At 61.2% G+C, this 23,995-nt stretch carries 16 protein-coding genes; 3 read left to right on the top strand and 13 right to left on the bottom strand.

All coding sequences use genetic code 11. The annotated features are described in order from the left end of the window. Window positions 1-51: 51 nt before the first annotated feature. The 7 genes from AAAX36_RS06495 to AAAX36_RS06465 all read right to left on the bottom strand — a co-directional run bounded on the left by AAAX36_RS06495 (window position 52) and on the right by AAAX36_RS06465 (window position 8,009). Window positions 52-1,896 carry a CBS domain-containing protein gene (locus tag AAAX36_RS06495; protein ID WP_349074733.1) on the bottom strand — a complete coding sequence of 615 codons (1,845 nt, stop codon included), beginning with the start codon at window positions 1,894-1,896 and terminating at the stop codon, window positions 52-54. Between the two features lie 327 nt (window positions 1,897-2,223). Next, window positions 2,224-3,630: a polysaccharide deacetylase family protein gene (locus tag AAAX36_RS06490; RefSeq protein WP_349074730.1), complete on the bottom strand. Its 1,407-nt coding sequence runs from the start codon at window positions 3,628-3,630 to the stop codon at window positions 2,224-2,226. 72 nt (window positions 3,631-3,702) lie between these two features. Further along, a complete protein-coding gene (locus tag AAAX36_RS06485) occupies window positions 3,703-4,458 on the bottom strand; it encodes a PRC-barrel domain containing protein (protein ID WP_117773686.1) in 756 nt (251 codons plus the stop codon). Next, a complete protein-coding gene (locus AAAX36_RS06480; protein ID WP_035136593.1) occupies window positions 4,458-4,847 on the bottom strand; it encodes a YtxH domain-containing protein in 390 nt (129 codons plus the stop codon). The genes AAAX36_RS06485 and AAAX36_RS06480 overlap by 1 nt, the downstream gene beginning before the upstream one ends. Window positions 4,848-4,983: 136 nt before the next feature. Next, on the bottom strand, window positions 4,984-5,817 hold the full coding sequence (locus tag AAAX36_RS06475) for a hypothetical protein (protein WP_349074727.1): 834 nt from the start codon (window positions 5,815-5,817) through the stop codon (window positions 4,984-4,986). A 24-nt stretch (window positions 5,818-5,841) separates the two neighbouring features. Continuing rightward, a complete protein-coding gene (locus AAAX36_RS06470) occupies window positions 5,842-7,215 on the bottom strand; it encodes a hemolysin family protein (protein ID WP_349074725.1) in 1,374 nt (457 codons plus the stop codon). 110 nt (window positions 7,216-7,325) lie between these two features. Continuing rightward, complete coding sequence (locus AAAX36_RS06465) at window positions 7,326-8,009, bottom strand: hemolysin III family protein (protein ID WP_227790499.1); 684 nt, start codon at window positions 8,007-8,009, stop codon at window positions 7,326-7,328. A 186-nt stretch (window positions 8,010-8,195) separates the two neighbouring features. On the opposite strand from AAAX36_RS06465, the gene AAAX36_RS06460 reads away from it, so the two are divergent. Continuing rightward, window positions 8,196-9,161 (top strand): alpha/beta hydrolase, encoded by a 966-nt coding sequence (locus tag AAAX36_RS06460; protein ID WP_349074722.1) that lies wholly within the window; start codon window positions 8,196-8,198, stop codon window positions 9,159-9,161. A 251-nt stretch (window positions 9,162-9,412) separates the two neighbouring features. Here AAAX36_RS06460 and AAAX36_RS06455 read toward each other — a convergent pair whose 3' ends face one another. The 4 genes from AAAX36_RS06455 to AAAX36_RS06440 all read right to left on the bottom strand — a co-directional run bounded on the left by AAAX36_RS06455 (window position 9,413) and on the right by AAAX36_RS06440 (window position 14,064). Beyond that, on the bottom strand, window positions 9,413-10,618 hold the full coding sequence (locus AAAX36_RS06455) for a DUF362 domain-containing protein (RefSeq protein WP_349074719.1): 1,206 nt from the start codon (window positions 10,616-10,618) through the stop codon (window positions 9,413-9,415). Window positions 10,619-10,736: 118 nt separating this feature from the next. Further along, window positions 10,737-11,942 carry an ABC transporter permease gene (locus tag AAAX36_RS06450; RefSeq protein ID WP_349074717.1) on the bottom strand — a complete coding sequence of 402 codons (1,206 nt, stop codon included), beginning with the start codon at window positions 11,940-11,942 and terminating at the stop codon, window positions 10,737-10,739. After that, window positions 11,929-13,116: an ABC transporter permease gene (locus tag AAAX36_RS06445; protein ID WP_349074715.1), complete on the bottom strand. Its 1,188-nt coding sequence runs from the start codon at window positions 13,114-13,116 to the stop codon at window positions 11,929-11,931. Before AAAX36_RS06445 ends, AAAX36_RS06450 begins: the two co-directional genes overlap by 14 nt. Window positions 13,117-13,125: 9 nt before the next feature. Next, window positions 13,126-14,064, bottom strand: coding sequence for an ABC transporter ATP-binding protein (locus AAAX36_RS06440; protein ID WP_349074712.1), 939 nt, complete (start codon window positions 14,062-14,064; stop codon window positions 13,126-13,128). 197 nt (window positions 14,065-14,261) lie between these two features. Here AAAX36_RS06440 and AAAX36_RS06435 point away from each other — a divergent pair, with 197 nt between their 5' ends. Together AAAX36_RS06435 and AAAX36_RS06430 are read left to right on the top strand one after the other, a co-directional pair. Continuing rightward, entirely contained in the window at window positions 14,262-15,407 is a 1,146-nt protein-coding gene (locus AAAX36_RS06435) for a histidine kinase (RefSeq protein ID WP_349074710.1), read from the top strand. Then, entirely contained in the window at window positions 15,404-16,033 is a 630-nt protein-coding gene (locus tag AAAX36_RS06430; protein ID WP_349074708.1) for a response regulator transcription factor, read from the top strand. Before AAAX36_RS06435 ends, AAAX36_RS06430 begins: the two co-directional genes overlap by 4 nt. A gap of 607 nt (window positions 16,034-16,640) precedes the next feature. Here the strand turns inward: AAAX36_RS06430 and AAAX36_RS06425 are convergent. Beyond that, window positions 16,641-22,919: an FctA domain-containing protein gene (locus AAAX36_RS06425; protein WP_349074706.1), complete on the bottom strand. Its 6,279-nt coding sequence runs from the start codon at window positions 22,917-22,919 to the stop codon at window positions 16,641-16,643. A gap of 730 nt (window positions 22,920-23,649) precedes the next feature. Next, a complete protein-coding gene (locus tag AAAX36_RS06420) occupies window positions 23,650-23,991 on the bottom strand; it encodes a 4Fe-4S dicluster domain-containing protein (RefSeq protein ID WP_349074704.1) in 342 nt (113 codons plus the stop codon). Between the last annotated feature and the right edge of the window lie 4 nt (window positions 23,992-23,995).

Here is a 23,995-nt window from a genome sequence, read left to right as displayed (position 1 = left end):
TCAACTTTTGCTTGGTGCCCGACTTTTGCTTGGTATTTTGCACGCGACCACCTAGCCCATGACCGACATGGCGAGCAGCACCGCAGCGGCGCAGTACGCTACGCACGAGATCATGACGGCAATAACGTTCATGGCGGTGCCCGACGTGTTGAGGTCATGCTCGTCACGCCAGAACAGCACCATCAGGTAAATCACGGCGCTCATGTTGCCAACCAGGCAAATGATGGCAGCGATATTAAAGCACCCGGTAAAGAGTTGCTCCTCAAACATGGACGCATCGGGGAATGCAGCGGTGCGCACCAGCTGCGCGCACAGGTAGGTCACGAGCGAAAGGATCAGGCCCATACCCGTGCTCTGGAAGAAGAATCCCAGGTACGGTTTGGGCTCGTCGTCGTGGCCGTCGTACTCGAGGAAGTAGTTCTTGACGAACGACACCATGCGCGAGGCAGCAAGCAGCACGAGCGGCATGGCGCACATGGGGAACACCACCAGATGCGCGGGGCCGAGCGCCGTTCCCAGCACGGTCGCCATGATGCACGACGCGATGCCCCATACAACAACCCAGTACTGGCGATGCACGAACCAGCTGAGCACGTTCGTCGAGTCGTCCGACGCGCTATCGCCCGAGCCGACACCGGCGATCTGCAGGTCCTCCTGGTGCTCCTCGGCGATAACGTCCATGGCGTCGTCGAAGGTTACGATACCCAGGATATGACGGTTCTCGTCGCAGACAGGGATGGCAACCAGGTCGTACTTGGTCATCTCGTCCGTCACGTCTTCCTGGTCCTCGTCGGGCGACACATAGACCAGGTCGCGATAGGCCAGCTGACCCAGCGTGGCGTCGCGGTCGGCTACGATCAGCGTGCGCAGCGAAAGCACGCCGGTCAGCATGCCGCTCGGATCCTCGGTATAGACGTAGTAGACGCTCTCGAAGTCCTCGTCGAGCTCGCGAATCGCCTCGATGGCGTCACCGACCGTTGCCGTGGCGGGCAGGGAGACAAACTCCGAGGTCATGATGCGGCCGGCGGTGTTGTCCTCATACCCCAGCAGGTTACGAATCGCCTTCTCCTCCTTGACGCCCATCAGGCGCAGGAGCTTCTCGGCCTTCTCGTAATCGAGCTCGTCGATCAGGTCGGCTGCATCGTCCGGGTCCATCATAGCCAGCATCGACGATGCGTCCGTGTCGGACAGGCCCTCGAGCATCTCGGTCATAAGCTCGTCGTCATCGAACTCCGAAATGGCCTCGGCGGCCTGGGCAGTATCGAGCTGCGCAAACACCTGCGCACGCAGGCGCGGGTCGAGCTGCTCGATAATGTCGGCGATGTCGGCAGGGTGCAGCTCGCCGAGCGTCTTGTGCGACACCGAGAGTTGAATGTTCTTGGTCGAGCGGTCGAGCAGGTCCATGTAGGACCAAGCGATGATGTCCTCACTGAGCGGCTTGCCCAGGTGCTTCATAAAGCCTTCGACGATATGCTCGAGCGCGGGGCTGATGGCGCGTAGCAGACCGCGAGCACCAACCTCGGCGCCCAGCAGGCGCAGCTGGTTTTCGCCCGACATGGAAAACTTGATGTCGTTTACGCGCACGACCTTCATGCCCTGCGTGTCGACAATCTGCTTGTTGAGCACGTCGCGGGCAAGCAAGAGTTCGGTCGGCTGCAGGTACGAAAAACGGATTTCGGTGGCCGACGTCTTAAGGTGTACACCCGTCTCGTCGATACGGTCGACCCATTTGCGCCAACTGATCATAAACGGCGTCTTGCCGGGACCGCGGAACGCGAGCGACGTCACGTGTGGAAAAACTTCGCCGGTAGCAATGCCAAAATCGTTCACAACGCCGAGCTTTTCGCCATCGACGTCCAAGACCGGCAGTTTGAGCATCTCACTCAGATAATTCAATGGTGCTCCCCATCATAATTCCTCCGGACGCGGCCGCGCGTGCGGCGTCCGGGGGCTTCTGGATATGTATACGCATGCGCGGGCGGCACGCCGCTCGACGCTTACACCCCGTGCATGCGCAAAAGCACCTGCATGGGGTCATCGACTGTATGGTCGAGGTTTGGATTTCACCTGTAACCTTTCTCTTGACCCTCATTAACCGCAGTAACTATAGCATCAGCTTCGCCCTGCGGCATCGAATTTATGCGCTGCACATTGCAGGCATACCAAACGCTGACGCATCCGTGACATAGTCATTGGGGACGTTCTTAAATGACTACCCGATAACTACTCTGTGGTGTCGTCGTCCTCGGCAAGTTGGGGGAACACGGCGTCCTTGGGCATGGTGACCTTCGTCAGCGAGGTGAGCTTTTTGCTCAGAGACGTGTCCGTCTTGACCAGGTCGCTGAGCGTCACGATCTTGTAGCCGTCGGCAATGAGGCCGTCGATGATCTGCGGCAGCGCCTCGAGCGTCTGCTCGGCGCATTCGTCTCTATCGGTGAGCAGCACGATATTGCCCGGCGTCACCGAATCGAGCACCGTCGAGACCTGCTCGTCGGCACCGTTTAGCAGCCAGTCGCCCGAGTCAATATTCCACGAGACCACGGCGGAGACCAGGTCCATCGCATCAATCCAGTTTTGCTCGTCAAAGGCAGCGTAGGGAGCACGCAGCAGCATCGTCTTCACGCCGGTCGCCGACTTAATCGCATCGGTGCCTTTCGTGATCTGTTCGCGTACCGCCTCACGGTCCTGACCCTTGAGCGAATCGTCGCTGTAGCTGTTGGATCCGATCTCGCACCCGGCATCGACAATCGCCTTGGCCGTGGCAGGCGAGGCCTCGGCCGCATCGCCCGAAAGGAAGAACGTCGCGGTGACGCCCTTTTCCTTGAGCACCTGCAAGATCTGTTTGGTGGCACCGCTCGGACCCTCGTCAAACGTCAGCGCCACGTACTTTTCGTTGCCCTTGGGCGCCACGCTGGCGCACGCAACAACGCAATCGGTGGCGGGCACAACCTCGCCGCGGTCCTGTGTCTTGCCCGACTGCTCACCAACCCACACCTCGGAGCGGCCCTGGACACCCCATGTCTGCACATACTCGATAGCGCCCGTGCCCTCGACCTTAAGCTTGGGCTCGATAACCGTAGCCTGAACCTCGTGCTTCTCGTAGGTGTTACGGCCATCCTTGACCGTCACCTTCTCGCCGCCCTCAAGTTCGCGGCTATCCCATTTGCCCTGTTTCACGCGCTTGCCGTCGACCTTCACCGACAGCTTTTCGCCCCCATGGCGCTTGAGCACGCTGTCATCGACGGCCAGCAGGTCGCCTGCGTCGTAGGTGTCAGTCAACTCCTGGTCGTCGATGAGATTCTGCAGCGTAGAGCCCACACGCACCGCGGTCTTCTGGCCGTTGAGCTCCACGTCCACACTGCGGTTGACGTAGCCCACGACGGCAGCGATAAACAGCACGAGCGCACAGCCCACGGCAATGAGCGCATAGGGCAGGCGAGACGAACGACGGGGCGTACGGCTGTTGCCGATGCGAGCGCTGCGGTCGCTAAAGCCGCGGCTATGGTTGAGATACATCGCGCCGGGCTTACGGTGACGCTTGCGCTGACCGCTGGGCAGCTGCCCAAGGTCGCGGCGCGCCGTCGGACGCGCGCCCGAACGCCCGTTTAAGTTGGATCCGTTTTGGCGCATGTGCCCTCCCCCATAAACACAGCAAGCCGGAGCAACAGGTCTCCGGCTTGCCTCCCATCATTTGGTACGTCGCTATTTTGTAGCTTTTGACGAGCCTCCGCTCGCCTTTTGGTATTCGTCCTTAAAGGCCTTGAACATGCCGCGCGTCTTGCCGAGCTGCTTGCCCAGTGCGCGACTGCCCTTGTCCACGGCAACCGATCCCTTGTCGTCGAGCACCTTGGCGCCCTTTTTGACCTTGTCGCCCACCACGACGCTGGCCTCGGCGGCCTTGGCAGCCGCACCGCCCGAATACCCGAGCGACTTGACCTCGTCCGAGACGACCATCGCGCCGTTCTCGTAGCCGCGCAGCATCGTCGGCGGCACCTGCGTGTCACCGACCAAAACACTCGAAGCAGCACCAGCGGTCACATAGAATGCCTGCACGATGCCCGAGCGTGGCTTGAACTCAACGTCCGAGCAATAGCCCACGACGTCGCCCGATTCCGTGCGCACGTCCATACCGACCCAGATGATGCAATCGTCCAGGTTGATGTCGAGGCGCTTGGCGGCGGCGGCATCGTACGTGTCCTTGACGTCATCGACCGCAATGGCGCCCTCGTAGACACCAATGGCGTCGAGCGCTACGAATCGATCGGGACGCTCGATCATGCCCGCGATATCGGACTGGCGGACCATAAAGCCGACCACGCGCGTACCGCCCGGGGTAAAGACCGGAAAGTGAATCTTTCCGAGCTTTTTAGGGCTGCGCGGCGTGCCGTCCTTTTTGGTGCGCTTGTCCTCGGTGGGCTTGCGATAGATCTTGGCGCCGGCAAAATCCCCGGCGCGCATTATGCCTCGGTCGAGGGCTCCGCAGCCTCGGTATCAGCCTCGACGGCGTTCTCGACCACGACGTCGGCGGCAGGCGTCACGTTGCCGCCCGAAATGGCGTCGTTGAGCTGCTCGCGCAGCTGGTCCATGCGCTCGCGGGCCAGGTCGACCTTGGCGCGCAGGTCGTCGGTCTTGGCGTCGACCATCGGGCCAAAGTCATTCACCGCAGCACGGGCCTCCTCGGCGCTGTGCTCGTAGGTGTCGCGCATATTGTCCCAGGCGTCGTTGGCGATATCGGCAGCCATGGCGCGGGTCTCGGCGCCCGAGCGCGGGGCCAGAGCAACGCCGACAATAGCGCCGGCAGCGGCACCAAAAAGTGCGCCGGAGACAAAGCTGAAAGTCTTACCCATGATCATTCCTCTCCTGCGGGCACGTCGGTGCCCACCGTTTGAATGCTGTCCATTATACCCGCAGCGCATCACTTGCCGCTCCGCTCATCTGCGTACGGCAAAGGCGCAGGTACGTGATGGTGATAAACGCGTAGGCCTACTCCTGGGACATAGCCGGCATGGCCACCGTGGCACCCGGGTCCTCGCCGGCGCCGTCCACGAGCGGCAGGCCGCCCTCATGCGCAGGTCCTGCCGGAACCGTCGCCGCACCGCCAAAGACGGCAGCGGAGGCCTCGTGGTTCTCGGCAACCGCACCCTCGGTATCAATCGCCACCTGGGGCTCGTCGTCAAAGTTGGGGACGCCTTGGGGCTCGGTGGGAACGGGCTCGGCGGTCGCATCGGCAACGGGCTCGGCGTCGGCCGGCACATTGCCCTCGTCAGCGCCCTCGTCCTCGGCAGCATCTTCGCCGTTCGCAGCGGCGACGGCCTCGTGAGGATCCTTGCCCTCGGCCTCGGCGCGCATGCCCAGCACCAGGTTGCGCAGGCCCGCGACCGTGCCCTCCACGTCGGGGGCAGGCTGGTCGGCGTGCAGATAGGCCCAGTCCATCATAAAGGTGGCCGAAGACAGCGCACCGATGGCCAGCGCGTCGTCGGGGCACGAAAGCTCAACCTCAAAGACGCGCTCGTCGTGCTCGCTTACGCGCGTGCGGCCGCACGAGATGCTGCCGGCAAGACCGGCCTCGTTCATGAGCTCGACCGTCACATGCTCAAGCAGATGGCAAAGCTCGGTCTGGCCCATGCAGTCCTGGAACTCGCGACCGGAATCACCCAGGCACAGGTGCTTGGCAATCGCCGGCACCAGGTAATACACGCGCGCCGTGGCCTCGATATCCTCCGAGGTCATGAGCGGCATGCCGGGGTTCACCAGCACATGCGCGCAGATCTTGTCCTCGCTGACGGTGACCTTAAGGATGTTGAACAGGCCTGCCATAACTCTCCCCTACTCTTCCTTGTCCTACTCGTCGCCGTCGTGCGGATTCGCGGAACCCGCACCCGACGCCGCCGGCTTCTCTGCCGAAGACTCGGAATCCTTCTTATCGGTTTCGGCCGGAGCGATCACGCGAATGAGCGAGATGCGCTGGCCACGCATCGACTGCACCTTGAACTTGTACCCCGCAACCTCAAATACCTCTCCGATGTCGGGCACCGAGTCGCAAAGCTCCAAAATCCAGCCGGCGATGGTCTCATAATCATCGCTTTCCTCGAGCGGCCAACCAAGCTCAATCGCGTCATCGCACGAAAAACGCCCATCAACGAGCCACTCGCGGCGCGAAAGGCGCGTGAGATACTTGTTGTCGGGGTCGAACTCGTCCTCGATCTCGCCGACGATCTCCTCGACGATATCCTCGATGGTGATAATGCCGGCCGTGCCGCCGTACTCGTCCACGACCACCACGATCTGGTCGTGCGAGGTCTGCATCTCGGACAGTAGCGGCAGGATGTCCTTGGTGTCGGGCACAAAGGTGGCGTCGCGCAAAAAGCCGGCGATGGGCTGGTCACCCTTGCCGTCGAGCGCGGGTTGGATCAGGTCCTTGATGTGCGCAATGCCGGCGACGTTGTCGGGATCCTCGTGATAGACGGGGATGCGGCTGAAGCCGGTCTGGCGCATGGTGGACAACACGTCGGCGACCGTCTCGTCGTCCTCGCACATGGTGGTGTCCACGCGCGGCACCATGACCTCGCGGGCAACGGTGTCGCCTAGGTCGAAGATCTCGTGGATCATGCGCTTTTCCTCGTCGAGCAGGTCGTCCTGCTCCGAGACCATGTACTTGATCTCTTCTTCCGAGACGTTTTGGCGGTCGTCGGCGCTCTTGATGCGCAGGATGCGGGCCAGGCCATCGGAGCAGGCGCCGGTCAGCCACACGAGCGGACGGGCGATCTTTTGGAAAAACGACAACGGTCCCACGACCTGCTTGGACACGCCCTCGGCATTGGCCAGGCCGATGCGCTTGGGGACGAGCTCGCCGATCACGATGGACACGAAGGCGACCGCGACGGTGATGATGACCGGCGCCAGGCCGCGCGCGATGGCGGAGAGCGGCGCGATGCCAAAGCTCATGAGCCACGTGGCGAGCGGGTCGGACAGACTCGTCGAGGCGACGGCGGACGAGGCGAAGCCCACGAGCGTAATGGCAACCTGGATGGTGGCGAGCAGCTGGTCGGAGTCGGCAGCCAGCTTAATGGCACGCTCGGCGCGCTTGTCGCCTTCCTCGGCCTCGTGCTCCAACACGGCGCGCTTGGCCGTGGTGAGCGCCATCTCGGACATAGAGAAGTAGCCGTTGATGAGGGTCAAAACGAGGGTGGTGATAAGGGAGATGGTTATGTCCATCGGGAGTTTCTCGAACCTCCAAGATTCGGGACGTCAGGTTAAAACGTTGATGGCGGATACGGCAATTGCACCGGCGCCCAAACGAGAACGCGGGCGCGCAGGCATGGTCGCTAGATTACGAAGAGGATCACCGCCATGAACTGGAAGATGCTGCCGGCGAGCACCCACAGGTGAAACACGCTGTGCAGATAGCGCACGTTTTTGGCGATATAGAACGGCACGCCCGCGGTGTAGCACACGCCGCCGACGGCGAGCAGGGCAAGTGCCACGGGGTTGAGCAGCGCCACAAGTTCGGGCAGCTTAAAGACAACGAGCCAGCCCATCAGCAGGTAGACCAGGCCGCTTACCCAGTGCGGTTGACGCTCGCGTAGGAAGCACTCGAGGGCGATGCCGATAATGGCGATGGCCCATACGGCAAAGAACAGCGCAGGGCCGCCGTCGTTTGCGAGCGTGATAAGGCAAAACGGCGTATAGCTGCCCGCAATGAGCAGGTAGATGCAGCTGTGGTCGATGATGCGAAACACGCGCTTGGCGCGCGCGGGCTGAATCGCGTGGTAGAGCGTGGAGGCTAGGTATTCGAGGATAATGCTGACGCCATAGACAATCGCCGCGGCCATGTGGGCCGGGCCTCCGCCGCGCAGGGCGGCGAATACGATCAGGAGCACCAGGCCCGCGATACCCAACAGGCAGCCGACACCATGGGTGACGGAGTTCATGATCTCCTCACCCACCGTGTAGTGTGGAACGGCCGCGGTCTTGGGTCGCGGCTTAGAACTGTCGCTCGAATCGGACATGCCGGTTACATCCTCCAACGTAAAGAGTTCTCAACACTATATCAAAGCGTCTAGGTACGTGCGAAATTTGCACCATACGTGACCCTTTGTTTACCCATTCTTTGCCTGTTGACGCATCAACGGCGAACGTCCATAATGCGCTTGCATTAAATGTTGATGTATTAACATCTTATAGGAGAATACCGCATGGCTCAAAACGCACGTTCCAATCGAAAGCTCAAGATAGCCGGCATCGTTGCACTGGTGGCTGTCGTTGCGCTGCTCGGATTTGCCGGCAACTTTCTGTTTGACTTCGCGCTGAATCCCCGCGCGCCATACACCATGAAGATGATGCAGGATAGCAAGAACGACAAAGAAGGTGAGCAGCCGGATGCCGAGGATACCGAGGCGCGGGCATGGTTTAAAGAGAATCGCGAGAGCAGCAACCTCACCGCGGACGACGGGACCGAGCTTGCCGCCTGGTATTTTGCTGCGTCGGAGAGCGCACACGACTACGCCGTCTGCCTGCATGGATATACCAACGAGCCCATCGGCATGGCTCGATACGTCAAGCGATTCCACGACCGCGGCATGAACGTACTCGCACCCGCCGCCCGCGCCCACGAGCGCTCCGGCGGCGACTATATCGGCATGGGCTGGCCCGAGCGCCTCGATGTCGTTGCATGGATTGGACGGATCGTTGCAGCCGACCCCGAGGCGCGCATTCTTGTCTTTGGCGAGTCGATGGGTGCGGCAACCGCCATGAACGTCGCGGGGGAATCTCTGCCCGCAAACGTGAAATGCATTATCGAGGACTGCAGTTATACGAGTGTTTGGGACGAGTTTTCTCTGCAGCTCAAAGACGTGTTCGGCCTGCCCAGTTTTCCCTTGCTCGATGTAGCAAATTTGGTGTGCAACGTGCGCGCGGGCTACGACTTTCATAAGGCGAGCAGTGTGGAGCAACTCAAACACGCGACGGTTCCCATGCTGTTTATCCACGGCGACCAGGACACCTTTGTGCCGTACGACATGCTCGACCAAAACTACGACGCGTGCGCCAGCAAGGTCAAGCAAAAGCTCACCATCCATGGCGCCACCCACGCCAAGAGTGCGCAAGTTGACCCCGAGCTCTACTGGAACACAGTCAACAACTTCCTCGACGAGTATTTTTAGGCAAAAAGCAACGTCTGGGGCTTTATCTGACCCCCTGTTTTCGGAAGTGCGGGGAAAATCGCGGGAAGCTCAACCAGACCACAGTTTTACCAACAATTTATCAGGGGTTTTGTTGCCAAAAAACGGTTTGTGGTCGGCGGTATTCGATTTTTCACCGCACTTCCGAAATGCCGCCCGTGGGCGCTGTGCTCACGGGCGACATTTGCTAACGTTGCGCTACAAATGCGCTTGTTTTGTCCAATAGCTAGGCGCTATTTAACCTCGATGAGCTCGTACTTGCTCGTGCCCAGGCCGATCTTCTCGGCATGCGCGATGCACGCGCGCCAGTCGGTGTCGGGATGCGTGATGCAGAAGGGGTCGTGCGCCTGCTCGCCCTCCAGATGCTCGTGGTTGTGCTCCATCTTGGCCGCGCTATCGGTGAGCTCGGTGTTGGGCAGCGGCTCGGACGCCATGACGGCGTCGGCGCAGGCCTGATCGATGGCGACCGGGTCGAAGCTCGCGAACATGCCGATGTCGTTGACGATAGGCGTATCGTTTTCGGGATGACAATCGCAGTTGGGGCTGATGTCCATAGCAAGCGAGATATGGAAGCTCGGGCGGCCGTCGACGACAGCCTTCGTGTACTCGGCGATCTTGTAGTTGAGCACGTCGGCCGCAGCGTCATAGCCGGGCTTGATGCAGTCCTGGTTGCATGCCGCAATGCAGCGTCCGCAGCCCACGCAACGATCGTGGTCGATGGCGGCCACGTGCACCGTGCGGGTGTTACCGTTGGCAAGCTCGCGCTCGCGGGCATCGTCAAACGAGATGGCGTCGTGCGCGCAGATCTTTTCGCAGGCACGGCAGCCAACGCAGTGCTCGGTCGCGACGTTCGGCTTGCCGGCGGCATGCTGCTCCATCTTGCCGGCACGGCTGCCGCCGCCCATACCAAGATTCTTCATGGCGCCGCCAAAACCGGCCTGCTCATGGCCCTTAAAGTGGGTAAGACTGATCACAATGTCGGCGTCCATGAGCGCCTGACCGATCTTGGCCTCGTGCACGTACTCGCCGCCCTCGACCGGGACGAGCGCCTCGTCGGTGCCCTTGAGGCCGTCGGCGATGATGATCTGGCAACCCGTGGCATACGGGGTAAAGCCGTTCTGATAGGCGGTGTCGATGTGCTCGAGCGCGTTTTTGCGGCTACCGACATAGAGCGTGTTGCAGTCGGTGAGGAAGGGCTTGCCGCCCAGCTCCTTCACGACATCCGCGACGGCGCGAGCGTAGTTGGGGCGCAAAAAGCTCAGGTTGCCCAACTCGCCAAAGTGAATCTTGATGGCGACGAACTTGTTCTCAAAGTCGATCTGCTCAATTCCGGCGTGACGGATGAGGCGCTTGAGCTTGTCGAGCTGGCTCTCGCGAGCATGCGTGCGCAGGTTGGTGAAGTACACCTTAGCGGGTGCTGCGGGTGCAGTTGCGGTCATAGATCTATCCCCTCGGTCTATATGGCGTTACAGACATAAGAGGATGGTACCCGTTAAAGTAGGGTCAAAGTCAAGCGCGACACCTAGTCATTGGGGACGCTCTTAAATGACTAGGTGGCTAGACGCGGAATTTGGTGCGTGCGAGGGCGAGGCCTGCGGCGGCGATGGCCACGGCGAAGAGTGCCGTGACGCCCAGGTCGCAGGCGATGTCGCCCAGCACGGTGGACGTTAAATCCGAGGCGAGTGCCTTGCTGATCGCGTCGTTCACCCAATATGTCGGCACAAAATGCGCCACGGTCTGCACGGCCGAGCCCATGAGCGACAGCGGCATCCAGGCGCCGCCCAAAAACGTCATGAGCATGCCAAGCAGGTTGCCCACGCCGTTGAGCAGTTCCTCGCGCGCGCCCAAGCTCGACAACGTAAAGCCAACGGCCAGAGGCGTGCACGCCAGGGCAAACGTCGCTGCCAGCGCCAAGCACACACGGCCCACGCCGACCTCAGCGACCGCGCCGGCAAAGCCCACGACACCCATCATGCTCGACACAAACCAGATGCAGACGGTGAGCACCGCGGCAGCCGCAAACACGGCAAGCGAACGTTGGCGCTCGGAGATTGGGCCGGCATCCATACGACGCACGCGCTCGGGCTCGTTCATGCCCGAGAACACCAGCCCCACCGACACGATGACCGACGAGATAATCGCGTACGCGCCAAAGTTGAAGTACGACTCGAGCGTGGCGGCGACTGTCGAGTCAACCTTGACCCGATCGATCTCGACCTCCGCGCGCTTGGCGGCGGCATGTTCGGCAGCCTTGGCAACGTCGCAGTTGGAGGCAGTGGGCTCAAGCGCCGCCGCAGCGCCTGCGAGCGAGATCCAGCGCGAGGCCTCGGTAGACGAAAGCGTCGCCGCCATGGTGCCGGAGCCGTACGTCACGTCGAGTTTGGGCAGGGACTCCCCCGCGCGAGCGGCCGCAACGAGGTCGCCCTCAAACCCCTCCGGGATAAAGAATACGCAGTCGGCGCTGCCCTTGGCGCTATTGCTCTTGGAGAGCGCGTCCGCAAGGTCGTAGGTGTCGTCGCCGACGCCCGTGACCAGCTCAAAGCACGAACCCAGATGCTTGGTAAGCGCACGCGAAAGGTCGCTGTCGTCGCGGTCGACCACAATCACGTTGGCATCGTAGGGCTTGTACTCGGTGAGCTGCGACGAGTTCCAGCTCACCGATGCCGCGATGAATACGCCCATCAGCGAAATGAACACCGTGTAGATAAGCAGGTAGAACGGGTGCGCGAGCGCCATGCGAAGCGCGGTCTTAAAGGTGCTCATAGCGGCTCCTTCCAAAGATCAGCGTGGCGGCGGCAACGAACAGCAGCGCCATAAGGACCAGTGCGCCGGCGCGAAGGGCGAAGGGCCCCAGGTCCTCAAAGAAATACAGGCGGTTGAACATGTCGCAGATAAGCTTGACGGGGTTGAGCCAGCACTCGGCCGGGCAGGCGCGGGCAACGTCATCGGCAAGCGCCATCGCCGGCTCGCCGTAGAGCCCGGCAAACAGGGCGCACGTGGTGGCAAAGCCCGTGAGGATGCCCGACTTGGACGCCTTACCGCCCTTAACGGGAAGCGTGCCCACAAAGAGCCCCAGGCCCGTGGCGGCAAGCGCGGAAGCGGCGCCGCCCACCAGACACAGTCCCTCGCGCCCGCCAAAGTCGACGCCCACGACCAGGCGCACATAGCCAATCGCGATCGTCATCGAGGCGAAGGAGACCAGCCACGAGCCGACAAAGATGCCGGCCAGCGACGCCGTCTTGGAAAGGCCGCCCACGCAGCGGCGCGCGCCAAGGCCCGACAGATTGGGCTGCAAATCGACGACGCTCAAGGCAGCAAACTCGGCAGACATCATCGCAACCAGGCCAAAGAGCGCGTAGTAGTAGATGACCGTGCCATCGGGCGTGGTGCGCGTCAGGCTAACGCGGCGGGTGCCGCCCTCGAGCGACAGGGCGCGCGCAACCGCCTCCGGGTCGGCGAGCGCCGCCGGGTTGTCCTGGGCAATCTGGGACATGAGCTCGGCATTTTGCGTATACGAGCTTGCCACCGTCTCCAGAATGCTGCGGTCGGTGAGCACCGACGAGGCGCGCGAGTTGTCATAGCTCGAAAGCAGCGTGAGCTTGGGCGTGCCCGCGTCGTCGACCGTGTAGATGCCCGCGACCTCGCCGGACTTGAGCGCTTTGCGCGCGGCAGCCAAGTCTTCGCACTCGTGGATCTCGAGCAGCTGGTCGTCGCCTCCCTTGGCAAGCGACGTCGCCACGTCCTTAAAGGTCGAAGCGTCCCAAGCCTCATCCGCCACGACGGCCACCGGCACCGGGTCGACCGTGCCGTCGGAGCTGAGGTTCGCAAACATAAACATGAACATCGTGGAAAGCGCGACGGGAAAGATCGCGCCCCAAACCCACGTGCTCGGCCGGCGCAGCAGCGTCTTGACCGTGGTGATGATGGTGTTGAACATGGCTGCCCCCTAGTCGCGCAGCTCGCGGCCGGTGATCTCGAGGAACACGTCGTTGAGAGTCGGCGGCTCGCTCCACACGCGGCCGAGCGCCACGTCGGCGGCGCGCAGCGTATCGAGGATGTCGACCAGATTGTGCGGGCTCGCTTCGCAGGTGCAGACGAGCTCGCCGCCCGACAGCCCAACCGAAAGCACATGCTCGAGGGCGCGCAGGCGCTCAACCGTGGCGGTCTCGACGGCGCCGACCTCGACGGTCACGCGCTCGCCCATCTGAATCATGCGCTTGAGTTCGTCGTTGGTGCCCTGCGCCAGCACGCGGCCGCCGTCCATGATCATGATGCGGCTGCAAATCTGCTCGACTTCCTCCATGTAATGGCTGGTATACACCACCGTGGCGCCCTCGTCGCGCAGGCGGCAGATGCCCTCCAGGATGGCGTTGCGGCTCTGCGGGTCGACCGCCACCGTGGGCTCGTCAAAAAAGATGAGCTCGGGCTCGTGCGCGATACCGCAGGCGATGTTGAGGCGACGCGCCAGGCCGCCCGAGAGCTTGCCGGGGCGAAACTTGGTAAAGTCGCCCAGCCCGACAAAGTCGATCGCCTCGTCCACCAGCGCGCGGCGGCGCTTGCGGTCGTTGACGTAAAGGCTGCAGAAATAGTCGATGTTCTCGCGCACCGTAAGCTCGTCAAACACCGCCACCTGCTGCGGCACCACGCCGATGCGGCGCTTGAGGTCGTAGCGGGCGGGCGTCATGGGTTCGCCGAACAGCTCGATGGTGCCTTTGTCGTAGGCAAGCAGCTGCAGGATACAGTTGATGGACGTAGTCTTGCCCGAACCGTTGGGTCCGGGCAGGCCAAAGATCTCGCCGGTGGCGATGCTCAGGTTAAAGTGGTCGAGCGCGATAAGGTCGTCATAGCGCTTGACGAGGTTTTCGACGTGGACGATGTCTGTCATGAGGCGGCCCTTCCGTTGATTGCGGCCCGGTACGATTGCATCATCGCAGGAGCCTCCGGCGCACGCCAGTGAGCTTTGTCACGAGTGCGGGGCTTGGCCGTGCGGCCCGCCGACGTCCCCGCTTTGCCGCACGGGAGGAATGTCACGGTTGCGCAGGCGGCTCCTCCACCACGCGCGGGTTCGCGTACAATACCCGTATGAACAGGCTTTTCGACAAATCGATCGTGCTGGCGTGCTGCATTGCGGCCGCCATGGGCCTTGCTGTGGACGCTCGCCTGGTCGCGGCGTTTTGCCTTGGCGTTATTGCCACCTCGCTGGCCGAGGTCGTACAGGGGGAACGCACACGCCACGCAAGCGAGACCGCAAGTTACGCTTACATCATCGCGGCTGTCTTCGTGCCGACGTTTGTGCCGTTTGCGCCTCTCGCCCTCTATGACATCGCGCGACGCGTGCGCCGTGAACGCATCTGGCCCGCGCTGGCGATTGGCGCCGTGTTTGTCTGCGCGCTTGCCGCGGACCTTCGCGGCGGCGCGCTCACCACCCGAACGCTCCTGCTGACCGCTATCCTTTCGGTTGCCGCCACCTTGCTATCGCTACGTACCGCCCAGTTGGAGCGCGAGCAGCAGCGCATGCGCCGTACCCGCGACGAACTGCAGGAACGAGCCCTCGCGCTCGAGGCGCGCAACCGTGATCTTGCCGATCGCCAGGACTACGAAGTCGAGCTCGCGACGCTCGCCGAACGCGCCCGCATCGCGCGCGAGATCCACGATAACGTCGGGCACCAGCTCACGCGTGCCTCACTGCAGGCCGAAGCCTTGCGCGTGGTCCACGCCGACGAGCCCGGCGTCGCCGCCGATTTCGCCGACGTCAAACGCACGGTTGACGAGGCGCTCCAGCTTGTGCGCACCAGCGTCCACGCGCTCAACGACAACGCCGTCGACCTTTCCGTGCAGCTCGAACGCATTGTTGAAGGCGCGCGCTCGGACGGCGGCCCGCAGATTGAGCTTGAAGTTTTGGCCGAGCATGCACCCGCCAACGTCGCCAACTGCTTTGCGGCGGTGCTGCGCGAGGCGCTTTCCAACGCCATGCGCCACGCTTGCGCCCAGACCGTCACCGTACGATGCATGGAGCATCCGTCGTTTTACCAGCTCATCGTTACCGATGATGGCGCGGACGCGACCCCGGCGAGCAGCAGCAACGTCGTAGAAGGCATGGGGCTCGCCTCCATGCGCGAGCGCGTCGAGGCGCTTGGCGGAACCTTCACCGCCGGCCTGCGCGCCGGCGCCCCCGGCTGGCGCGTGTTTGCCACCGTCCCCAAACAGCAAGGAGATGAGGACCGATGAGGCTCTTCGTTGTCGACGACGACCGCTTAGTGGTCGATTCGCTCAAGATTATCCTGGGCGCCCAGCCGCAGATCGAGGTAGTGGGTACCGGCGCCAACGGCAACGACGCGGTTTCGCTCTATGCCGAACACGCACCCGATATCGCGCTGCTCGACATTCAGATGCCGGAACGCGACGGCCTATCGGCGGCACGCGAGATTCTTGAGCGCGATCCTGCGGCACGCGTGGTGTTTCTGACGACATTCTCGGATGACGAGTACATTGTGTCGGCGCTCAAGTTGGGCGCCCGCGGCTACCTGATCAAAACCGATGTCGCCGCCATTCCACCGGCATTGGCGCAGGTCATGGACGGCAAACGCGTGCTCGAGGGCAAGGCGATCGAGGATATCAACTTTGATGGGGCGGGCGTCGAGGCCGGCGCGACCCGCCGGCCCGCGGCCTTTGTCAGCCTGACTGACCGCGAGTTCGAAGTCGCCGAGCTCATCGCCCGCGGCCTCGACAACAAGGAGATTGCCGCCACGGCTTATATGGGAGAAGGCACGGTGCGCAACCACATCAGCTCGATCCTGGCCAAAATGGGCCTGCGCAACCGCACCCAAATCGCCATCGCCTACCTGCGAGGGTAATTACCCAACGGCCGACCGCTCCGGCTTAGCAAAATGGCTGCTACCGATTTAATACCATTTCAAAACTATGCCGGTTTACGGGGCTAAACTCAGGATCCCCATCCATACCCACGTTTTCCGTCAAATGACGGCTCGTCTACCTGCGGTTTTATTTTCACGAATATCGGCATGGTTGGGGACTCGTGACTCAGCCCCGTAAACCGACATAGTTTTGTTCGGGCGGCCCTGCACGAGCGCCTCCGCAAGCCTCGTGGAACCAAAATGACCCGTTTCCCTCAGTCCCCGGGGGATCATTTGACGGTGCCCGCCACGAAACCGGCCCATCTACTACGTTTGACTCGGTACCCCTGACCATACCTTCATTTTGAACAAAACCGCAGGCGTACTACCTGCGGTTTTGTTTTCGCGTTTTTTAGCATGGTTGGGGGTAAGGGACTAAACGTAGTAGATGGGCCGGTTTCGTGGCGAACCCTTCTCGCCTACGCACAAAAGCGCCGCCACGGAGGAGGGAGATACCTCCGTGGCGGCTGGGGGTGGGGGTGGGGGCTATGTTCTGGCTCCCCGCCGGCCGCCCGGGGCCTTTTGGCCCCGGGCGCTGCCAGCGTGCCTAGCGCTTACGGATACCCCAGACCAGGGCTCCGACGCCGGCCATGGCAATGACGAATGCCATGAGCAATGCGGCGGCCTGCTGGTCACCCGTGGTGGGCAGGAAACCCTTGACCGTCTTGACGATGTTCGTCACGGTCTTGGGCGTGCCGGGATCGGGTGTCGGCACGGGCGTCTCGGGCTTCTTGTACGTGTTGTTGAACACGATACCCTCGACGCTCTTGTCGCCCTTGGTAAAGGCGACGTTCGCCTTGAGGTTGCCCTCGCCGTCATCGACCACGTTGACGGTCACGGTAAAGACGGACTTGTCGTAGGTTATACCGGCCTCGTCGCCCTTGACCTCGCTGATGGTGTAGACGTACGTACCGGGCTCGCTGTACTCGAACTTGTCGAAGTTGATCTTACCGTCGGCATCGTTGGTGACGGCGGACTCGATGCCCTCGCCAACGAGCTTAAAGCTGAACTCGTCCTTCTTGAGCTCGCGTCCCTCGAGCACCTTGATGGCGCCGATGGAGACCTGCGTGGGCATGGCGTGATACTTGTTGGTAAAGCCAGCCGACTCGGTGGTTCCCTCGAGCTTGTGCGTCGCGGTCAGCGTGCCGTCGCCGTTGTCGGAAACGGTGGTCACGACGGTGTAGGTCGTGCCGTCATAGGTGACGCCCTTGTACAGGCCGAGCGCGTTGGGGCAAGCCTCGCGCAGCGTGTACGTGTGCGTGCCGGGCGCCTCGTAGCGGATCGGGCTCAGTGTCACAGTGCCGTTGGCGTCGTTGGCGCCGCTTGCGACAACCACGTCGTCCTCGAGCAGATCAAACGTGAACTCGCCAGCTGCAAGGTCGCGTCCGGTCAGACGCTTGACCGTCTTGACCCGATCGGTCACGGAAGAATCGGTAGGCGCCACTCTGTAGGTGTTGGTGAACGTGAAGGCAGCACCGTCGTCGCCTTCGCGCTTGACGCTCAGATGTCCGGTGCCGTCGTCAGTCACGGTATAGGAAACCTTGCGCGTGGCGTTGGCATCGTTAGTCACGCCAGGGGCGCTGCCGGTCTCGGTTACCGTGTACGTAAAAGTGTGCGAGCGCGGAGCGGTGGGGGCCGCAGGCTCGGGCTCGTCGGCGTTGGCGTCAGCGTCGGCCTCTTCAGCTTCGGTCTCGTCAGCCTCGTCGGCCTCGGCCTCGTCAGCTTCGTCCGCCTCGGCCTTATCGGTCGCATCGTCCGCCACGCCCAGGGCGCGGTTGAGGTCCTCGAGCGTAAAGTGGATCTTGCCAAATTCCACGTTGCCGGCCGCGTCGTTGGTTGCGGTCGTGCGCTCGGGCATCGGGGCACCAGCCTCGTCGGCGGTCACGGTAAAGGTGAACTTACCCGTGATGTCGGCCGGGGCCAGGCCCTCGGCAACCTGGAGCTTCTTAGTACCGGTGAGCGCGGCATCGACGGCCTCGGCGCCGTAGACGTTCTCGAACAAGGGCTCGACGCCGCCGTAGTCGACCGTTGCCGTCAGGGTACCGTCACCGTTGTCGACGACGATAACCTTAAAGCCAAAGCTCCACGTTGTAGCGGAAACGCCATTTGGCAGCCCGAATAAATCTTCGTAGGCCGTGTAGTTAATGGTCCAGGCAAGCTTGCCGTCCTTATCGGTACGATGGGCAAGCCCAGCAGACTCAAGATCGGCAAGCATCTTGGTGTCGTAGTGCAGAGCATCAAAGCTCACGTGCCCGCCGATATTGGGCTTGAGATTTTCATAACCCACAAGCTCACCCTGATAGGCGATACCGAACCAGAACTCGCCGTCGACCATCGGGCGACCGGTCAGGGTCTTGGCGGCAACGACCTGAGCAGCGGTGCCACCAGGCGTGTTGGTCGTAGCGCTATAACTGTTGACGAACGGAACCACGGCGCTCTCGACCGCAGCCGCGCCGGTCTTGTACTCGGTCACCAGCGTGCCCTCGGAACCGCCGGAGACGGTCGTCGTGGCGGTGAGCGTACCGGCGGTGTCGTTGGCGATGGCGATCGTCACGGTGCGGACAGCGTCGTCGTAGGTGTAACCCGGCTGGCCGTCGTTCTTCTCGGCCACGGTGTACGTAAAGGTCTTGCCGGCATCAGCCTGCGTAAATTTGGCCTCATGGCCCGCCAGGATGTCAATCTGACCGACCGTTCCCTCTATCGTTGCAGGAGACTCGAAGTTGTTGGCCCCGGGAAGCAGGCCAAGTGCGCGAGCCGAATCATCGTCGGCGGGCGTCACGGTAAAGGTGAACTGCCCCTCGGTCATGGGACGTCCGTAGAGGGTCTTGCTGAGCTTGAGGCCGCCGGCCGCGGCGTAATCGAGCTCAGTGCGGTACGTGTTGGTAAAGCGTCCGTTTTCCTTCTTGGTGACGTTTGCGGTCAGGTTGCCATCGCTGTCCTCGGTCACGGTCACTTCGGCGGTTGCGACATGCGCGTCATACGTCATACCGACCGTGCTGCCCGCGTTCTCGCGAATCTCGTACTTATAGGTTCCGGCGGCAGCGTAGTGAATCTTGCCGAACTTGATGGCGGCGATGCCGTCCTTCGCGTCCTTCTTGCTCACGGTTACGGTTGCGGGATCGGGCAGCGGGGCGCCTTCGGGGGCGGTGATGGTAAAGCTAAACTCGTCCCCATCCGTCCAGTCGCGGCCGCTGATGACCTTGCTCAGGTCAAAGTCGAGCTCTGCATCGAGCGGGGTTACGCTGTAGGTGTTCTTGAACTCGGCGGGCTCGGTACCTTTCAGGACATGCTCGGCCTTGAGGGTGCCGTCGCCGTTGTCCGTGATGGTGGTCTCGATGGTGTACTTGGCGTCGCTGTAGGTGACGCCCTTGCTGGTGGTTCCGCCCTTGGCCTCGCGCAGCGTGTAGGTGTGCTTACCAAGCTTGTCGTAGGCGATCTTGTCCATGGCGATCGTGCCGTCGGCAGCGTTGGTGCCCTTGGCGACAACCTCGTCGCCCTCGACCAGCTCAAAAGAGAACTCGCCGGCAGCGAGCTCACGCCCGGTCAGGACCTTGTTCGCGGTGATCTGGTCGGTGACGCTCGTCTCGACAGGCGTCACGTTATAGGTATTGGTGAACGTAAATGCCACATCGCCGTCCGGCTTGCAGGATACGCTCAGATTGCCCTTGCCGTCATCGGTCACGGTGAAGGAAACCTCGCGCGACAGCTTGGCGTCGTTGGTCACGCCAGCGACCTCGCCGGACTCGGTCACGGTATAGGTAAAGGTGTGCTCGCGCTTCTCGGGCTTCTCGCCCAGAGCCTTGTTAAGGTCGTCGAGCGTAAAGGTAATCTTGCCAAAGTCGACCTTGCCCTTGGCATCATTGGTCACGCTCGCATTCGCGGGCATGGGTGCGCCCTCTTCACCGGTCACGGTAAAGGTGAACTTGCCGGCAATGTCAGCCGGGGTCAAGCCGTCGGCGACCTGCAGGTTCTTGATGCCCGCAAGCGATGCCTCGACAGCATTCGTGGTGTAGGCGTTCTTGAACTCGATGCTCTTGACGTCCTTGGCGTCCTTCAGCTCGTGCGTGGCAACCAGCTGGCCCTTGCCGTTATCGGCGATGGTCGTCACGATGGTGTAGACCGCGTCATCGTAGTCAATACCGCCGGCGTTGCCCTTAACCTCATGCAGCTTGTAGGTGTGCTGGCCGATCTCGGTGTACTTGATGGCACTGAACGTCACCTTGCCGTCGGCGGCGTTCTTAACGGTCTCGACAGGCTTAACTTCCTTGTCAATGATTTCGAGCAGCTCAAAGCTGAACTCGTCGGCCGTAAGGTCACGCCCGGTCAGAGACTTGGTCACGGTAATCTGGTCGGTGACGCTGGACTCAACAGGATTCGTGGCGTAAACGTTCTTGAACTCGGTCTCGCCCGAGGTCACCTTCACGCCAGCGCTCAGCTCACCCTTCTTGTCGGGCGTTACCGTCACGGTGATCTCCGCGACGTTCTTGCTGTAGGCGATGCCGTCAATCGTGGTCCCGGCATGCTTTTCACTGACCTTGTAGACGTACGTGCCAGGTTCGGTGTATTCGATCGTGCCGAAGTCGATGGCAGCCTTGCCCTGGTCCAGGTCAGCCTTACGCACGGTCGCAGTCCTAGCCGCAGGCATCGGGGCGCCGCTCTCGGATGTCAGGCCAAACTCAAACGCGTCAGCATTCGTCCAGTCGCGACCCTCGAGCACCTTGGTCAGGCCAAAGCTGGCCTTGGTGTTCACCATTGCCGGCGTCATGTCATACGCAAAGCTGATCTTGCCGTTGTTGCCCAGGTAGGAATTGACATGCGTCGCGGTCGCCTTGGCAGACACGTTGTTCCACTTGGGGTTGAGAACGTCGGTCGCGGTACCAGTGCTGTTGCCGCCCACGCTGCCCTTGGTAGTGTGGAGCTCATCGATAAAGGCCAAACGCGCGGTTCCCACGCTAAACGAAAGGTTGCCGTCCTCGTCGGCAACAAGAGCGCCGTCAAACTTCGCTGCGTCGCCGCCGACAAACTCGATGACAGCAGTGGCGGGCTTGGCCTCGCCGTTCGAGCCCCGCTCCTCAAACTCATCCTTGTAGTAATAGGTGCCAGTATCTGCCAGCGAATTCTTTGCAGGCTGCGTGCAGTCCTTATCCGCGTAAATGGGAGTCTGCTTCTGGAAGTAGTAGTAGCGGTTGGTGTCGGCCGGCTCAAAGGTCGCAACCGTATCACCCAGCGCACCACCGCTCCACTTGTTCGCGTAGAAGCTCACGGTCTTGGTGCCGTCAACGACAGTCGTATTATGCTCGATGTAGTTCTTGAGCCCTGCTACCTTCTCGGGCGTAAACAGGTTGTCAAGTGCGGCGCTCTTCACGCTCGAGGCATACTTCACCTGAATGGGCTTAACGTTGTCGACCGAAAGCTTGCCGTCTACGGTCTTAAAGTGACTCAGCGGAATCAACGACGCAGGAATGTTAACCGTTACGATATCGCCCTTCCGGGGATTGTCATCGCCAGCACGCTGCACGGTGATGAGCAGGTCTTTTGCCTTGCCGGAAAACTCGTAGGTGTCGGTATTGGTTTCTTTGTTGACCGTCTTGCTCGCCTTGGTAAACGACATGCCGTTGATGACGACTTCGGTAAATCCGTCGACCTGCATAAAGTCGCCCAGCTCGTCGGCAAACGTGATGTAGCCGGACTTGGTCTCGTCGTAGCCCTTATGGATTTCGGTCGGATAAGGCGGCTCCGATGTGATGGCCTGTGAGATGTCGTCGAAGACCTTCTTGAGCTCTTCAGCATTGGTCGCCGACTTGTAGTAGTCGGAATTTTCCGCGCGCATGCCAAGCTCGTCGCTCGCATACGACGTGGCATCGGGATAATTACTCGACACGGCGTGCATAAACTTGTTGACGTCGCTTGTCCCCTTTTTCGAGGGATCGGCAACGGGGTCCGCTCCACTAAAGATGCCGATGGTATAAACGGTGGCCTTGCCATCCTTCATCTTCTTGGCAGCCGTCACGGCAGCATTGGCGACGTCAGAATCAAACTCGCTGTAGCTCGTTGGCTTGCCGTCGGTAAAGAACACAACGATCTTCTTGGCATCTGCGCGACCAGAAGTGATATCCCCGGCCAGTTCCAGACCATAGTCGGCACGCGTAGCACCGCTTGGCTTGATTCCAGCAACTGTATCCTTAAGAGCTTTCACGTTGCCACCGGAGCAATCGGTCAAACCCTTCATTACCTGCGAGTGGTTGTACTTGTATTGGCCTTGATAGTACGTGTCATTGCCGACCTTATCAGTCTTATCACCCGCAAACTTAACAATGGCAACCCTATGCTGCCTATCAACGACCTCGATAGCCTCGTTTTGTTTGGCGATGGTATTGATAAAGCTGTTCGCAGCGCTCTTCAGTGCATCGATACGCTTGGTGCGATCTCCGCCACCCATAGGATCATCCATCGAGCCGGAGGCATCCAACACCATCACGATGTCGAGTGGCGTGGTGACTGTCACGGTTGAATTAGACGTCGAGGACATCGCCGAAAGCGTGGTCAAAAAGTCCGACTCTTCGTTTTCCCCGGTTGCCTTGACCGTCTTGTCGGTCCAGATTCGGCCGACGTTTTGGGTCGTTACCTTATTGCCACCGTGGCCTGCCGCCCAGATTTCCCAGCGACCGCTGGTATCGGGGTCGACGACCGTTCCGTTTACTGTCGGCCCGTCCATTCCGGTACTGGACCTGGCGTTGGCCTCGGGCAGCATGGCAAATGCTGCAGCCGGCAATACCAGCACTACGGCCAGTATCACCGCCAAGAGACCCCTCGTGTACTTACCCATCGTGTCTCCCTTCTCGCGGGCTCAGACCTTGTATCAGCCTAAAGTTACGAAATGAGACACAATTCGGGCAGGTGACACACGTTCCAGATTCGGTTTTGGGCGTGAGACAAATGTCTCACCAAAGTTGAGACACGAGAGTTTTCGCAAGAAAACGGGTGCGACTCGGAGCCATCAAGCAAAAATGATCCGTTTTCCTCCGTCCCCGGGGGATCAGTTGGTAACGCTCGCCACGAAACCGGCCCATCTACTACGTTTAACCCGATACCCCTGACCATAACCGCGTTTTACGAAAAACCGCAAGCGTTCTACCTGCTGTTTTCTTTTCGCATTTTTCGCCGTGGTTGAGGGTAGCCACCCAAATGTAGTAGATAGGCCCATTTCATGGCGAACGGGTCACGCGGATGTCCTCGCAAGGCCAAAATAATCCGTTTTCCTCCGTCCCCGAGGGATCAGGGGCTGGTACTGATATGGTGTCATTTCAAAACTATGCCGGATTACGGGGCTAAAGTCGGGGCCCTCATCCATACCTTCATTTTTTCAAAAACGGCAGGCTATCTACCTGCGGTTTTGTTTTTGCGATTTTCTGTATGGTCGGAGGTTCGCTATCCAGCCCCGTAATCCGGCATGGTTTTGTTCGTGGCGGTACAACCGCGCGTTTAAGCGCGGGGCCGGTGGGGCAATTTTGCCCCACCGGCCCCCATTCCAGCGCTATACCAGCCCAATTCCAGAGCTATTCCGGCTTGGTTTCTACCGTGGGAGTCTTGTTCGCCGCAACTGGAGTACGAGCGGTGTCCATAGTCAGGCAGTGTTTGGGGCAGCTCTCGATGCACTCGCCGCACACCACACAGGCGTACGGGTCGATCGACCACGTCCCACCCTTGCGATCGACCGCGAGCGCGCCCGCCGGGCAGCGACGTGCGCACATGCCGCAGCAGATGCACACATCCATGTCATTGACGATATGCCCGCGCAAGCGCTCGGGCGCCGTCAGCTTCTCCTGCGGATAGCACACCGTGACCGGCTGCTTGACCATAGAACCCAAGGCCGTCTTGGCAAATGTCAGTAAACTCATGCCG

Origin of the sequence: Collinsella sp. CLA-ER-H10 (assembly GCF_040092475.1) — a bacterium.
GTDB lineage: Bacteria > Actinomycetota > Coriobacteriia > Coriobacteriales > Coriobacteriaceae > Collinsella.
Note: the sequence above shows the minus strand (reverse complement) of the source record. Positions and strands in the feature narration are given on the sequence as shown.

What these genes read in the sequence shown, in the direction of transcription:
- AAAX36_RS06455 (WP_349074719.1), bottom strand. Translation starts at nt 10,618, where the DNA reads ATGACCGCAACTGCACCCGCAGCACCCGCTAAGGTGTACTTCACCAAC.
- AAAX36_RS06490 (WP_349074730.1), bottom strand. Translation starts at nt 3,630, where the DNA reads ATGCGCCAAAACGGATCCAACTTAAACGGGCGTTCGGGCGCGCGTCCG.
- AAAX36_RS06465 (WP_227790499.1), bottom strand. Translation starts at nt 8,009, where the DNA reads ATGTCCGATTCGAGCGACAGTTCTAAGCCGCGACCCAAGACCGCGGCC.
- AAAX36_RS06435 (WP_349074710.1), top strand. Translation starts at nt 14,262, where the DNA reads ATGAACAGGCTTTTCGACAAATCGATCGTGCTGGCGTGCTGCATTGCG.
- AAAX36_RS06430 (WP_349074708.1), top strand. Translation starts at nt 15,404, where the DNA reads ATGAGGCTCTTCGTTGTCGACGACGACCGCTTAGTGGTCGATTCGCTC.
- AAAX36_RS06440 (WP_349074712.1), bottom strand. Translation starts at nt 14,064, where the DNA reads ATGACAGACATCGTCCACGTCGAAAACCTCGTCAAGCGCTATGACGAC.
- AAAX36_RS06445 (WP_349074715.1), bottom strand. Translation starts at nt 13,116, where the DNA reads ATGTTCAACACCATCATCACCACGGTCAAGACGCTGCTGCGCCGGCCG.
- AAAX36_RS06470 (WP_349074725.1), bottom strand. Translation starts at nt 7,215, where the DNA reads ATGGACATAACCATCTCCCTTATCACCACCCTCGTTTTGACCCTCATC.
- AAAX36_RS06475 (WP_349074727.1), bottom strand. Translation starts at nt 5,817, where the DNA reads ATGGCAGGCCTGTTCAACATCCTTAAGGTCACCGTCAGCGAGGACAAG.
- AAAX36_RS06480 (WP_035136593.1), bottom strand. Translation starts at nt 4,847, where the DNA reads ATGGGTAAGACTTTCAGCTTTGTCTCCGGCGCACTTTTTGGTGCCGCT.
- AAAX36_RS06450 (WP_349074717.1), bottom strand. Translation starts at nt 11,942, where the DNA reads ATGAGCACCTTTAAGACCGCGCTTCGCATGGCGCTCGCGCACCCGTTC.
- AAAX36_RS06425 (WP_349074706.1), bottom strand. Translation starts at nt 22,919, where the DNA reads ATGGGTAAGTACACGAGGGGTCTCTTGGCGGTGATACTGGCCGTAGTG.
- AAAX36_RS06460 (WP_349074722.1), top strand. Translation starts at nt 8,196, where the DNA reads ATGGCTCAAAACGCACGTTCCAATCGAAAGCTCAAGATAGCCGGCATC.
- AAAX36_RS06420 (WP_349074704.1), bottom strand. Translation starts at nt 23,991, where the DNA reads ATGAGTTTACTGACATTTGCCAAGACGGCCTTGGGTTCTATGGTCAAG.
- AAAX36_RS06485 (WP_117773686.1), bottom strand. Translation starts at nt 4,458, where the DNA reads ATGCGCGCCGGGGATTTTGCCGGCGCCAAGATCTATCGCAAGCCCACC.